Source organism: Paraflavitalea sp., assembly GCF_059502485.1.
Map to the genome: position 1 here is coordinate 2,594,066 of NZ_JCACET010000008.1, position 13,971 is coordinate 2,608,036.

The 13,971-nt window shown below is 46.4% G+C and carries 14 protein-coding genes; 2 read left to right on the forward strand and 12 right to left on the reverse strand.

Going from position 1 to position 13,971, the window contains the following annotated elements; genetic code table 11:
• Positions 1 to 142: 142 nt before the first annotated feature.
• Positions 143 to 409, reverse strand: coding sequence for a hypothetical protein (locus AC5JBY_RS13115; RefSeq protein ID WP_495905049.1), 267 nt, complete (start codon positions 407 to 409; stop codon positions 143 to 145).
• Positions 410 to 845: 436 nt separating this feature from the next.
• Here AC5JBY_RS13115 and AC5JBY_RS13120 point away from each other — a divergent pair, with 436 nt between their 5' ends.
• A complete protein-coding gene (locus AC5JBY_RS13120) occupies positions 846 to 1,841 on the forward strand; it encodes a type I glyceraldehyde-3-phosphate dehydrogenase (RefSeq protein ID WP_495905050.1) in 996 nt (331 codons plus the stop codon).
• Between the two features lie 219 nt (positions 1,842 to 2,060).
• Complete coding sequence (locus tag AC5JBY_RS13125; protein ID WP_495905051.1) at positions 2,061 to 2,654, forward strand: hypothetical protein; 594 nt, start codon at positions 2,061 to 2,063, stop codon at positions 2,652 to 2,654.
• A gap of 44 nt (positions 2,655 to 2,698) precedes the next feature.
• Here the strand turns inward: AC5JBY_RS13125 and AC5JBY_RS13130 are convergent, their stop codons facing one another.
• The 11 genes from AC5JBY_RS13130 to AC5JBY_RS13180 form a co-directional block, all read right to left on the reverse strand.
• Entirely contained in the window at positions 2,699 to 3,019 is a 321-nt protein-coding gene (locus tag AC5JBY_RS13130; RefSeq protein WP_495905052.1) for a cupin domain-containing protein, read from the reverse strand.
• 28 nt (positions 3,020 to 3,047) lie between these two features.
• Positions 3,048 to 4,241 (reverse strand): hypothetical protein, encoded by a 1,194-nt coding sequence (locus AC5JBY_RS13135; protein ID WP_495905053.1) that lies wholly within the window; start codon positions 4,239 to 4,241, stop codon positions 3,048 to 3,050.
• Positions 4,242 to 4,362: 121 nt separating this feature from the next.
• A complete protein-coding gene (locus AC5JBY_RS13140) occupies positions 4,363 to 5,220 on the reverse strand; it encodes a type 1 glutamine amidotransferase (protein WP_495905054.1) in 858 nt (285 codons plus the stop codon).
• Positions 5,221 to 5,300: 80 nt separating this feature from the next.
• Complete coding sequence (locus tag AC5JBY_RS13145) at positions 5,301 to 5,963, reverse strand: SGNH/GDSL hydrolase family protein (RefSeq protein WP_495905055.1); 663 nt, start codon at positions 5,961 to 5,963, stop codon at positions 5,301 to 5,303.
• Between the two features lie 24 nt (positions 5,964 to 5,987).
• A complete protein-coding gene (locus AC5JBY_RS13150) occupies positions 5,988 to 7,451 on the reverse strand; it encodes a nuclear transport factor 2 family protein (RefSeq protein WP_495905056.1) in 1,464 nt (487 codons plus the stop codon).
• Positions 7,452 to 7,535: 84 nt separating this feature from the next.
• Positions 7,536 to 8,060 carry a nuclear transport factor 2 family protein gene (locus AC5JBY_RS13155; protein WP_495905057.1) on the reverse strand — a complete coding sequence of 175 codons (525 nt, stop codon included), beginning with the start codon at positions 8,058 to 8,060 and terminating at the stop codon, positions 7,536 to 7,538.
• A gap of 174 nt (positions 8,061 to 8,234) precedes the next feature.
• The gene (locus AC5JBY_RS13160; RefSeq protein ID WP_495905058.1) at positions 8,235 to 8,810 is read right to left on the reverse strand and encodes a hypothetical protein; all 576 of its coding nucleotides are present in this window, start codon (positions 8,808 to 8,810) and stop codon (positions 8,235 to 8,237) included.
• Positions 8,811 to 8,876: 66 nt separating this feature from the next.
• Positions 8,877 to 9,794, reverse strand: a complete 918-nt coding sequence (locus tag AC5JBY_RS13165) for a helix-turn-helix transcriptional regulator (protein ID WP_495905059.1) — start codon at positions 9,792 to 9,794, stop codon at positions 8,877 to 8,879.
• Positions 9,795 to 11,420: an amidohydrolase gene (locus AC5JBY_RS13170; protein WP_495905060.1), complete on the reverse strand. Its 1,626-nt coding sequence runs from the start codon at positions 11,418 to 11,420 to the stop codon at positions 9,795 to 9,797. It lies immediately after the preceding gene.
• Between the two features lie 10 nt (positions 11,421 to 11,430).
• Positions 11,431 to 12,183, reverse strand: a complete 753-nt coding sequence (locus AC5JBY_RS13175) for a hypothetical protein (RefSeq protein ID WP_495905061.1) — start codon at positions 12,181 to 12,183, stop codon at positions 11,431 to 11,433.
• Between the two features lie 3 nt (positions 12,184 to 12,186).
• Complete coding sequence (locus AC5JBY_RS13180; RefSeq protein ID WP_495905062.1) at positions 12,187 to 13,833, reverse strand: amidase; 1,647 nt, start codon at positions 13,831 to 13,833, stop codon at positions 12,187 to 12,189.
• Positions 13,834 to 13,971 lie beyond the last annotated feature (138 nt).

Below are 13,971 nucleotides of genomic sequence, written 5' to 3' on the forward strand. Positions count from 1 at the left end.
AGGAAAAAGGGTGCATTTATCATCTCGATAAATGCACCCTGAATTTATACAATTTTACGTTAAATGGAATATAAAATTCCGGTACAGCACAAGGAAAATAAGTAGTAATAAGAAGCTTGGTAAGTAGAAAGACGTATTCTCATTACTCGTCATCTTCTTCGTAATAAGCGTCCTGGTTGTCGTTGTACACAGATTCCCATTCCTTCACCTTGTCATCACTCAACAGTTCCAGGATATCGAAAATGGCGTCAGTCTTCTTTTTCCATTCCAGTACCGGCACTTCCGAATAATTAGTGACATACAGGCAATAATCCGTTTCTACCGTTACTTTGATCAGCGATACAGGGCTATCTTCTTTCTCCTGTATCAGGTAATAATAACCAGACTCTAAAAGTGCATACGAATACATACAATCTCCCTCCACCGTTTTAGTTAAGTGTTGTGTTTTAAAAGAAACTTAAATGGTTATAGTAAGTAATTACCTTTTTCCAGGCACATCTTTCAAATGGCAACGATCCTGGTAGAATTTAATGGATATAGCGGGGGTTGGTAAGGTAGAACTTTGATAGGTTGGTAAGACCAAAATTAGGGTTTTAATACTAATCGCCGCCCCCCGAAAGCCGCCAGCGCTCAAATTTTTACTTAAGCTTAATAATTAGGATAATTTAGTATTGATTATTAATTACTTACAAATTAATGAGAATGTTATGATTGCCTGTTCCAGCTACCCATACTACCGTCGGCAGGTAAAATATGACCGGAAAAAACTGCCCGAATAAGGGCATGATATATTACCACCATCTTTGCGATATTTGCCCTTTTTTAAAGCAGCAAAAGCAGAGAATATGCGTATCGCGATCAATGGAATGGGACGAATAGGCCGTTTGTTATTCAGGAGACTGATAGGACACGAAACACTGGAACTGGTAGCTATCAATGACATTATGCCGCCAGACAACCTGGCCTACCTGTTGAAATATGACTCGGTGTATGGTACCTTCCCCCACACCATGAACCTGCAGGATGATGATACCCTCATAGTAGATGGCCGGTCTATCAGCATCCTCCAGGAGCCCGATCCGATCAAGCTGCCCTGGAAAGAACTCAAAGTAGATGTGGTCCTCGAGTGCTCAGGTCGTTTCACCAGCCGCGCAGGCGCCTCTGCACACCTCGCTACGGGCGCCAAAAAAGTACTGCTGTCTACTACCGGCTCTTCCGAAATACCCCTCATGATCTATGGGTTCAATCAACATTTGCTGACACCCGAAACAGATATTATTTCTCCGGGCGGTTGCATGACCAACTGCTCCACACATATACTGTACCTGCTCAATTCCATCGGCATCGAGTCGGCACACATCAACGTGTTGCATTCCTACACCTCCCGCCAGGGAATCGTGGATGCACCACACAAACAATTCCGCCGTGGACGTGCTGCTGCTGAATCGATCATCCCCGTAGAAATAGACCTGGCCCATTCACTGGAAGGCCTGTTCCCGGTATTGCAACAAAGGATTGCTACAGTGTCCACCCGTGTACCGGTAGCCAATGGCGCCCTGGCCGACTTTACCATCCAGTTGAAACACGCCACACCAGCGCAGGAGATCAACGAGCTTTTCCGCAAAGCTGCAGCAGGAGAATACAAAGGCATTATCGATTATACCGAAGAACAACTGGTATCATTGGACATCAAGGGCAACACCCATTCCTGCATCGTCGACGGTACCCTTACTTCCGCAGTAGGTAATCATGTTAAGATCATCACCTGGTTCGACAACGAATACGGCTACACCAGCCGCATGCTCGATTGGCTCCTCTACTGGCAAAAGGTACTTTCCTAAAGCTGTAAAGCAGTTCTAAGCTGTCTATTGAAGTATCTGGCAAATGCTAAAGGCTAATAGTTAACAGCTAATGGCTCTGCTATGTGGAAAACAGGGATTACAAGAAAAAATATGTAACTGGGATTCACAATATTAGCAGTGTGGAACGTTAATAACCCTGTTGATAATTTGTGAAAAACCAAAATTCCAGTATCATTGCCCCTCTTAAAATCTAACCCAATGAAGAAATTAACCAATCTGCTGTTGGCCGCTATGGTCATGTCCCTATCTGTGCAGGCACAATTCAAAAAAGACAACGATCCATCACCAGGCTTTATCAATGCGGTGGAGGCCATTCTCGGAGATTTCCCTTACAACTACAGGCACATTACAGGCGAGCTGGTAGAGGCTACCGGCGACTGGCACCAGTATGCATCCAAGGTTACCCTGCCAGGAGCCGAAAACTGTATGATAGGAGTCTATCATTCCGAGTTGGACACCACGGCCAGTTGGCAGGCACTGATGTTCCGGAGCGAAGGCTTCCGGCAGGCAGCTACTGCCTACAAGCGACTGTACAATCAATTGAAACAGTGCAGGCTCAAAATGGTAGATGGCAGCGTGTACTACCTCGATGGCGATTATGAAGAAGCCACAGAAGACAATGACTTTATCACCAGCGCCCTCAAGATCGAAACAGCTGATGAGCGATTCCGCGAATTCCACATCGAGTTGGAACTCCTGTTCAAGATGGATGAATGGGTGGTCAACGTAAACATGGTGAGCAAGAAAAAAGACAGCGACATGCGACCCGACTGGATGATGACCGGAAAGTAATTTTTTAAAAAAGCCGCCTCTAAAAGGCGGCTTTTTCGTTTTAATCAATCAACCCTATAGTCTTCCCGCACAGGATTAAACGCATCCAGCACACGGCAATCAGTCAGCGCCACGGCACTATGAGGAACATTGCCGGGAATCACATGTACCGAGCCGGCTGTAAGCACCATCTTCTCACCACCAATCACCATCTCCAGTTCACCTTCCACAACGAAAGTCACCTGCTCATGCGGGTGCTTATGCTCCGGGAGCGGACTTCCTTTCTTAATGTCTACAATCGATAAGGTGATATGATCACCATGAACAAAACGCCCAAAGTAACCGGGCACGATCTCTTTACCTTTAATATTATCCAGGTGTTGCATGAAATATTTATGAATAGTTGTTAATAGTTTAAGATTCAAAATAACATACACTGCCGCCAACCCACTCTTTATCCTTGTTATAACGTACGCCGATCATCTTGCCTTTGCTCAATCGCGCCAGGTTGATCGCCGGGCGGGGCCGGTCCCAGCCATCCTTCCACAGATACATAATGCGGATCTCTACCTTGGCAGGCACATCAGGCGTGGGGATCACATCGGCATACTTCACCTTTTTCTGAAGGATCCAGTTCTCAGGGTCTTTGGTGTGCTCGATATCTTCCGGCTTTACATCTATTACCACACCTTGCCCTGCAAAAGAGAACAGCGGCTTCAATACATAATTCTCCAGATCGACAGGCACTTGCTTCAGCTCGTTGAGAAACCAGGTCGTAGGCACATAAGGATGACGAATAAACGGAAGCGTAAACTTGCTGATGCGATAAAACCAGTTGGGATGCGGCACCCATTCCACGTCGAGATTTTGCGTGATATCTACAAAACTGCCGAGCGAAGCCTTCTGCGCATTCAGGTCATCAAAGATCATGCGGTTATAAATACGCTTCACTTCCGTCTTTTTTCCATCCTTCAGGTAGAAGAGCTTTTTCCCTTCCTGTATAAGTTCAGTGATACACACGGGCTCGATGCCGAGATAATCACGCGTGCAGTAAAAATCGATCTTGGTCTTCTGCTCATGCGGTTTTATTTCCAGGAGGATCACATTCTCTGGATTCAGGTCACCAACGATCACCTCTTTCAGTTGTGCGAGGTAGCTATCATGATTCAAACCATTGAGGTATTGCGTATAATTATCTGGGACCGGAAAGTACTTACGCATCAGGTCAGGATAAAACACCTGGAAACCAAACAACGTAGGGAACCCCTGCATCTCGATCAACTGCGGTTCCAGCGAACCATCCTCACCCGTGCAGATGCCAAAGTCGAAGGCGATCATATGAGCATGGCCATTCTCATTAGGAACACGTTCTGCAGCCGGAATAGCCCTTTCAGTCAGCTCCTTGAACTTTTCGTCCGTGATCACATCGATGATACTTTCACAGGCGTCGAATACTTTCTGGCCAAAAGCCTTGTCGATGAACACAGGCGTCTCGGCCAGGCGAAACTCGATGGCGCCAGGATACCTGCTGTGAAGATCTTTCAGGAAAGCCTCATACTGATCAACCGTAAACGTTTCGTTATACACTTTGCGGAGACTGGGAACCATGCAATATTGTTTTATGGAAGATACGAAGAAATGGTTAGTGGCAAATGACCACTAATGGTGAGGCTTTGTACAGAAGCCTGCTTGTTACCAGCTACATGCCGGACAGCTACAAACGATAACATTAAGCCTCTACTGCAATCAGATTATCGATCGACTGCTTGAGGAAATTAGGTATTACGTGAGAGTAAGTATACAGGATCTTATCGGGGTCGTTCAGCTGTTCGATCATAGATTCCCATTTCTCGAAACCATGGTTTTCTATAACCGTTTGCTTTTTGTCTTCCCGCTGCAGGTAGATACTCATACCGGAGGCATCAGCTTCGGGGTGAAACTGCGTACCGATCATGTGCTTGTTGAAGCGAATGGCCATGATAGCCCTTTCAAGCGGCACATGCGGACGTTCCTTTTCAATAGCCAGCAGGGTAGCGCCCAGCTGACGCAAACGTTGAGAGTCGGGTTTGATCACCTGGTAATCCCGGCTGTCAACACAATAAAAAGGATCATGCAGGCCGGCAAATACAGGCTCATCCTTGCCAGCTTCCAGCATGTGCACGGGGAAAACACCAAATGCGGTAGACTTCCTTTTACCAACCTCGGCTATTTTAAAATACCGGCAAGCCAGCTGGAAAGAATGACAAATGAATAAAACGTTCTTCTTAACCGGGTTATGAGCGGCACTGTTATAGTCTTCAACAGATTGTAACCAGTTGAAATACAGGTTTTCCCACTCGCTGCCTTCACTGTCTAAAGGCGAGCCGGGACCACCACTGGAAATATAAATATCGTAAGAGAGGTCAGGAAGTTCATGCTTCAGCCTTACGTCAAACTCGTCCCAGGTGATCTGGAGTTCGTTAGCGTGTCCGAATTGAGTTAACAATTCCCGGATACAGCGCATCCCCTGGTTGGGTTGGCCTTCATAGAGATCAAGAATTGCAATGTGTATCTGTCTCTTATCGCTCATATACATGCCTGCAAACATAATGTTTTTTATATTTTCTTATGTGCAGGATTATTATAATAACATACGAGCGATCAGGAAGTTTATTGTGTTCCTTTTACTTATTTATAAAGTGCTTTCTGCATCTGCTCAGCTACAAACTGGTTGCCCTTCTCATTAAGGTGCACTCCATCAGTAGTGAGGATGTTCCTGTCTTTGTTCTCAGGATTATTAGCCAGGTTGTAATCCAGAAAAGCCTTGCGCAGATCGATCAGGCCCACATTATTCTTTTGAGCAATATTGCGGATGATACCGGCATACTTGTTCAGATCGCCATCCAGCTCATTGGTAAAGTCGGTCTTTTCGCCAATAGCAGCAGGCGTGCAGATATACACCTTGATATTTTTGGCCTGCAGCTTCTTGATGAGCGCATTATAAAACTTCTCAAATTTATCGGCATCAGTACCGGTGCCAGATGTTTTCTTGTGCCACACATCGTTCACACCAACCCATACCACCACAGTAGTAGGATTTTTAGCCAGCACATCATCATCCATGCGCAGGTACAGATCATACACCTTATTACCGCCGATGCCAGCGCCGATCAATTCATCCTGCACATTCTTTTGCTTCAGCATATCACCCAACACCATAATGTAACCACCGGGCTTTGCACCAGCCTGGGTGATGGAGTCACCAAAAAATACGATACGTTGTTTTTGCTGCGGAAGTGTAAAAGCCATTAAAGCACCAATAATAGAAAGGATAACGAAAACTTTTTTCATATGTCAACGGGTTGAGTACCAAAACTAATGGTTTTTCTTAAACCAGTCCACAGCTTTGTCTACAGAAAAATTGACAGTCGTTTCGTTGTCATAAAAGTCAAACTGGTTGCCGGTAGTCCAAACAAGATCCTTCTGCGGGCTCTTCAACTGCTGGTAAAACAGCTTGGCCCCATGCGGTATCGCCCCTTCTTCGCTATGCACCAGCAGGGTAGGAGTGGTCAAAGAACCCGCAATGCGGATACCGTCAAACTCCAGCCACTCCGGCCACGAAGCAACAGCCAGTTGATTGGGCCAGGCAGGAATAGCGCCCCGTGTCTTATCGAGGTAGTAAGTAAAAGGTCCGTACATGGCCGCCGATGCATCCGTTTCACTGACAGCCGGAACATATTCCATCACGCCACTACCGGCATATTTCACTTTGGCTTTGCGGCCTGCCTCGATGCGCGACTGAACACCGGCCTCGCCGCCATACACTTCACGCACGATGGATGCATTGTGTAGCCAGGGAGCTATCAGACTGATACGCTTGATGCGGTTGTCGGCCGCAGAGGCCCTGGCCAGGTAACCGGCGCTGGCACAAATGCCCAAACCATACACCTGTTCTTTATCAGCAAAAGGAAGCGAATGAACATAGCTCACAACATGCTTAAAATCGGTGATCTTGTTCTCGGGCGATTCATAATTACGCGGCTGCCCTTCACTGGCGCCATTGAAGCGGAAGTCAAAAGCAAGCGCCACGAACCCTTTGGCGGCCAGCTTACGCGCATACAAGCCAGGCATTTGTTCTTTCACAGTAGTCCAGGAGCCGGTAACGATCACCACGGGATATAGTTGATGATCATCAAAGCCGGCCGGCAGATAGAGGTCGCCGGATAATGTAAGCCCTTCACTACTGAAGGAAACGCTCTTTTGTGAGATGTTTGTTGACATAGAAGATGAGTTGTTGGATGAGGTAGATAATTGTTTGGCCTTTTCAATGGCGAGCTGTGGCAGGTTGGTATTGCCATCCTGGTATTTGAAGTTGAACCGCATGCGGTCAGCCTTCCATTGCCCGTTTTTGTAAACGAGGTGAAAGTTGTACGTACCTACCACAGTCCACAGGTCTTGCTTCGTGTCGTTAGGTAAGTAATGCGTGGCAGTACCGTAACAAAATACATTTGCTTCCTTATCATCATAGGTGATCTTGAAATTACCGATCTGGTGATGCGTGCTCTTGAAGCCCGGGAAGATTCCTTTCCACGAAGCAATGATATCTCCGGCAGGAAGCGTAGCAGCAGGATTACCACTAAGCGAAGAATAGTCCAGCAATACCTTGCTGTCGAAAGCGGTAGCAATGAGTGACCAATCTCGCTCATCAGCGCCTACAAAAATATTGGTCACCGTTTCGGTAATAGCAGATGTGTGATTCATGTTACGTGATGTTGTTTGAGCCTGTATGGACGATGCCAATACAAGACCGATCAGGAAGGTTAATAAAGATGATTTCATAATTATAATAATTGAGCCGAGCCGAGGGTGGGTCGCCCTCAAAGGGCGGCTCACCCTGGACTAAAGAAGAGTTTTAACTTCAGATCATATTTTATCCTTCAACCCAAAGGCACGGATGACGGTAACGGGATTGAAATATTCATGGTATTCAAGTATTTTACCGGCAGCATTGAACTTGAATAGGCAGAGGTAATCATTATTATAAAACCCTGCATTGCCTTTCAATTGTATGATGCCCTTAAACTTCACTAATATAAGCGCCGGGTCTTCCATCGGAAAGATTTCATCGATGGGGAATTGCATACGTTCAAACCTGTCAGGCACAGGCGTCCAGAAAGCTTCAAGCGCTGCACGACCTTTCACGGTGTCTGGGAAAAGACCGGAAGCATAAGGATTTACCTGTATGCCTTCCGGGTCATACATGTCGAGATAAGCAGGGATATTCTCCTGCTCCAATAGAGAAAGGAATTGTTTAACGGCCCCAATGTTCCGTTCACGGGTTTGCTCTTTTGTCATGGCTGTTGATGGTGTAGTTGATTCACCAGCAGGTTGCTGCTTACAAGCCACCATACCGGTAATGATTATCATGATGAGAAACAGATAGCGCATACGATGCTGTTTGGTACAACAAAAGTATTCGCACTATCAACAGCCGGATAACGCATTTCACATTACCAATGACGAAAATCAAATGATAAGTTGACGAGGTATAGTCAGGCCGCTCAAAGCGGCCAGACTGATTTTTGAACGCAGCAAGCTGCACAGAACGCGTTGCAGTTTGATTTACAGGTTTTGTATGCGGGCTTTAGCCTGCTGGTAAACCTCTTTTACCACATGGTCTTCCACCATTTTTCTGGCAGAGCGATAGGAACAAATGCCATACACCTGTATTTTGCCTGAAATATGAATATCGCCCGTAATGTTATATTGAGTTTGAACCACTTTTCCATTTTTCTCTCGAGAGAGAGCAAACAGGCCTGAACAAGTTGCAGCTATCTTGAAATTACCTGATTTGATCAACGGGGTCCAGATAGCACCCGGATAAAACGAGTCTATTGTAACTTCAAAAGAATTACACGCTATATCGCTGCCTATAACCGCTTCATTGTCCAGCAAAACCTTGATTGGTATGTTCCTGACCTGGCCTTCAAAATTACAGGAGTCATTCATTGTTTTAGTCCAGGCAATGCTGACTTCCAGAGAAGAATTAAGAGAAGTACTTGTGTTCATGAAATTACTGGTTGAACTGCTGGTTATTGAGTTCTTGTGCCAATTGAGTTCAAGGTAGCCTGTCTCACGAAGAATGGTGATCAGGACTAAAATGCCTAATATGATAAAGCGTTTGTTACGGCGTGTCATTAGCCAGGGGTTAAGCATGATGGTTCGTTGCCAAAATACTATAGTTTTCGGATAAACGCAAATAGCCTATCTATTCAACCCCTTCCGGTATTCATTCGGCGTTTGCTGCCGTTGCTTTTTGAAGAAAGCAGTAAAATGAGTAGGCTCATCAAAAAAGAGCCGATAAGCAATTTCTTTAATAGAGAGATCGGTAGTGCTCAACAATGACAAAGCCATGTTGAGCATGTATTCATGGATCAGTTGCTTGGCTGTTTTACTGGTAATGCGCTTCACCACAGTATTGAGGTAGTTGGGATGCACGGTCAGTTGACGCGCATAAGAAGCCACTTCATGCGGTGCAAACTCCTCACTGCTTTCATAAAAAGAGGTTTCGATCAACGTTTGAAAGCGCGACAGCAACCTGATATCTGCCGTTCGGTTCTCCTGTGCCTGTTCACTCATGCCCGGCGTATGCCGGTCGAAGCTGCGCTTTACGTACAGCAGCAGCATATAAGTATAAGCATGAATGAATTGAAACTTATCTTCATTATCAGAATGATATTCCTTGTAGATCTTTTTAAACACCATGTCCAGCAGCACCTGCTCTTCTGCTTCTACAGGAAAAGGGATGGAATGGTCGAGGCGCAGGAAAGGAAAGTCGGCCAGCAGGTTGATGCCCAGCGGATTCTTGCGGATGAAGTCTTCCGTGAACATGATATAGTAACCCTGCCAGTTCAGTTCAATATCCCAGGAGATGGCCTGATAAGGAGAGTTGAAAAAGATGGTACACTCCTGTCCGTGATGCTTGGTGAAGCGGCCGGTTTGAGTGACACCTTCACCTTCCATACGCAGAGCAATAGCATAGAACTCATGACGAAAAGGCCCCACCTTTTTCTTGACCGTCTTCATATTCTCACTAAAGTCGCGAATGTCAAAGAAAGCATACCGCGGCGGCGGAATGTTGATATTACGGCAGTAAGCGTCTAAAGTCGTGAGATGTTTCATCTACTTCTCAAACACTTTTTCCCCTTGTATAAAAGTAGAAAGTACCTGTATATGCAACAGATCAGCTTCAGGTGCTTTCAGCAGGTCCTTATCGATGATGATGAAGTCAGCCAGCTTGCCGGGTTCCAGGCTGCCCTTTTCTTTTTCTTCGAAGTTGGATTTCGCGGCCCAGATGGTCATGCCGCGTAAAGTGTTCTCACGCGTGAGCGCATTCTCCATTTGATAACCATTCTCAGGCCAACCTTTGGCATCTTTACGCACTACAGCCGCATAAAAAGTTTTGAAAGGAGAAATATCTTCCACCGGGAAGTCAGTGCCCAATGGTATCCAGCCATTTTGTTTCAGCAGATCATTGAAAGCATAAGCGCCTTTCACCCGCTCAGCTCCCAACCGGTCTCCAGCCCAGTACATATCACTGGTGGCATGTGTAGGTTGCACGGAAGGAATGATGCTGTACTGGCCAAAGAGGTTGAAATCGTTTTTATTGATTACCTGGGCATGCTCGATGCGCCAGCGAAGATCATTCTTGCCGGTGAGATACTTGCCATAAATATTCAGGATGGTACGGTTGCCGGAATCGCCAATAGCGTGTGTACACATCTGGTACTCTTTCTGGAAAAGCAGGTTGGCTACCGAATCAAAATGTGCAGGATTGCTGAGTAAGAAACCTTTCCAATCCGGCCGGTCATTATAAGGGGCAAGCAGACAGGCGCCGCGTGAACCCAGCGCACCATCGGCATACACTTTAAAAGAACGCACGTTCAGGCGGTCAGTCTTTATCTTGCCTTTAGCAAAGATGAAATCATAATTCTTTTTAGCATCACTGAGCATGGCATACACACGCATCTTCAGGCTGCCGGCACGCTGCAGACTGTCGATGAAAGTAACCTCCTCATGATCCAGACCACAATCATCAACAGTAGTCAACCCTACTTCAAAGCAATACTGTTGACCCTGCAACACACCCTTGGCAATTTGTTCAGGAGTAGGCGCAGGCACTTTCTCACGAACAAGATCGATGGCGTTATCGATCAGTATACCGGTGAGCTTGCCTTGCTTCACTTCCACGGTGCCACCGGTAAGGGTCACGCCCGGACGAAGGCCGGCGAGCTCGAGTGCTTTCTGGTTGGCAATAGCAGCATGACCATCTATACGGCCAAGCAGCACGGGCCTGTCGGGGAATAGTGTATTAAGTTGATCATTCGTAGGAAACTCCTTTACAGGCCAGTCATTCTGGTCCCAGCCACGCCCAATGATCCATCCTTCGGGATTGTCGGCAGCATAAGCCTGTAGCTTTTTGAGAATATCATCCCAGCTGGCAGTACCTACAAGGTTGGCAGTCCTGAGCCCCATACCATAGCGAAAAAAGTGCGCATGTGCATCTATGAGTCCGGGATAAATGAACTTACCCTGTGCATCCCTCTTCTCTTTGGCATCATATTCCGCCAGTAGGTCGGCTGTTTTACCAACGGCAAGTATCTTCCCGTCTTTTACTGCTATTGCTTCTGCGGTGCTGAATGCTGAATCCACCGTATACACAGTAGCATTGAATACGATCAGGTCAGCGGGTTGTTTGCTTTTACAGGAGATGAGTACGATTAAGAATATCCAGTAGAAATGCCTCATGTTGTTGATATTAATATTCAGTTGATATTTTTTGCCCTGACAGGTGCGCCATGTATATCCCGATGGCTTTAAAAGCCGTGTTGGGTGGCTCGTGCCTGTATACGTCGTGCTGTATTGTTTGCCCCCACTTTTTAGTGATGCTTTCTATACGCCAATGTGAACCATCAGTGATCTTAGGACCATCCTTAAACTGTTTCAGGCCCCAGTAATCAGCATATTCGATCTTGGTGGTAAGAGAATCCCATTGATGCTGAGTAATCTCCTTTTCGAAAGATTGCCACACCTTACAGGTATCAATCCGGTTTACAATCCGTTTTACAGGATCCACAATGAAGTTGCCATATTGCACAAACCTGAGCCGGATTACTTTGCCGGTTTTGTAAATAGTTATAATGTATTTATAAAAATCGAGCGCTACATTAAAAGAAAAACGGTAGGATTCCTCCGCATCAAGCTTTGTTAAAAGAGGTTCTTTAGAACAATCTATGTCATTGTTATATAATGCATAAATACTATTACGTCTGCTAAGTTCCTTATTAAGGTTGATGAACCAGGCCGTGTCCCTTTGCAGGAATTTCTTAAAGATGAGATAATTCAATTCATCCGGTGGCGTACGAACGGTATCTATCCTTTCCACATACCGGTTGATCACACTGTCGAAAGAATTCAGGCCCGTGTCTTTAACAGGTTCATGATGCGCGCATGAACCCAACAATAGTGTCAATAAGCTGGTGATACAGGTCAGCGATACCAGGTGGCGCATAGATTAATTTTTAAACCTTTCAGGATGTTTAGTATGAAAATCTGTTGCGTCCTGGTAAGCCTTCGCCACAGCAAGGATAGTAGCCTCATCATACAAGTTGCCAACCAAAGTAATACTATTGGGCATGCCATTCTGATTGAAGCCCACGGGAAACACCACTACAGGGTGACCGGTGAGATTCGTCATCGCCAGCTGACTACCACTGAAAGTAGGCACTATGATCACATCATACTGTTTGGTAAAAGCATTCAGCTTTTCGATGAGATTGTACCGGTGACGGTTGGCATTGATGTATTCAACAGCAGGTATCAGGCGCGACACGCGGAAACCATTAGGCCAAAAGCCTTTATCCTGACGGCGGATGAGATCATCCTGTGAGGTGCGCGTAAGCTCATCAAAAGCCGCAGCCGATTCTGAGCTGATCACCACGTCCATGATGTTGAATGGATAAATAGCCGAATCAGGAAAGTTGACCTCTTTGATATTGGCTCCTGCTTTGCGCAACGTTTCCAATACGGCCCATTGAGGCGCGTTGGCCGGCAGGTTCTTAAAATAGTTCCCTGCGTAGGCAATGCGCAATTTGGGAAGATCGGCTTTGCCGGTATAATTGAATGCCCGTGCAATAGCACTGGCATCTTTACCATCCGTTCCTTTTAAATAATAAAACACAACAGCTGCATCCTCTGCGCTGCGGCAGATAGGACCAGCCTTGTCAAGGCTCCAGCACAATACCATCGCGCCACTGCGGCTTACCGATCCAAACGTGGGCCGCAGTCCGGTAGCGCCACAGGTGTGGGAAGGAGAAACAATGGAACCCCAGGTTTCAGTACCGATAGCAAAAGGCAGCAGCCCGGCCACGGTAGCAGAAGCTGAACCGGCAGAAGAACCACTGGAGCCCAACTGCAGGTTCCAGGGATTGCGCGTGCGGCCGCCAAACCACAGGTCGGCATAAGCCAGCTCACCCAGGGTGAGCTTGGCACACAATACAGCTCCGGCTTTTTTCAATTGAGTATATACAAAAGCATCCTCATCGATCACCTGATCTTTGTAGGGGACCGATCCCCACGTAGTCTTATAACCCTTTACAGCAAAGAGGTCTTTAAGACCATACGGAATGCCATGCAACGGCCCCTTATAAATACCTTTCTTCAAGGCGGCATCCGCTTCCCTGGCTTGCTCCATGGCGAGTTCGGGCGTAAGCGTGATCACACATTGCAACGTGTCTCCCCATTTCTTAAGACGGTCTAAAAAGAAAGTCGTCAACTCCACTGAGGTGATTTTTTTGTTCTTTATCAGCGAAGCCAGCTGCATAACGGAATAGAACGCGAGTTCATTCCTATTGGCCGGTAGCGATATATTGGCAGGAATATTCCAGTTGATGGCTGTTTGCTTCACCGGCACTACCATACCATGCGGAGCAGGATCAAAAGCAAAGGGATAGGGCAGGTCATTGGCAATAGGAACCTGGTGCATCTTGCGGTAATGCTGCAAGTTCTCGTTCAGCCCATCCACCATAGAATCCTTTTCTGCTGCTGTCAGCGACAGGTCAATCAGCCTGGCCGCCTGTGAGATCGCGGCAGTATCTGGTTTCTGTTGAGCATATAAGAAATGAAAAGAAAAAAGCAAAAGAGCCAAAGCAAGATACTTCATGATGCAGCTGCGTTTTTTGGTGAAGGAGATGCTAATCCCTAAAGATATTGGATAATTTCAAGTTTTGGGTTGCTGGCTCCAAATGCGTTAATTCCTGTTAATACAAAGGGTGAGCTATCCCGAAGGACAACCCACCCT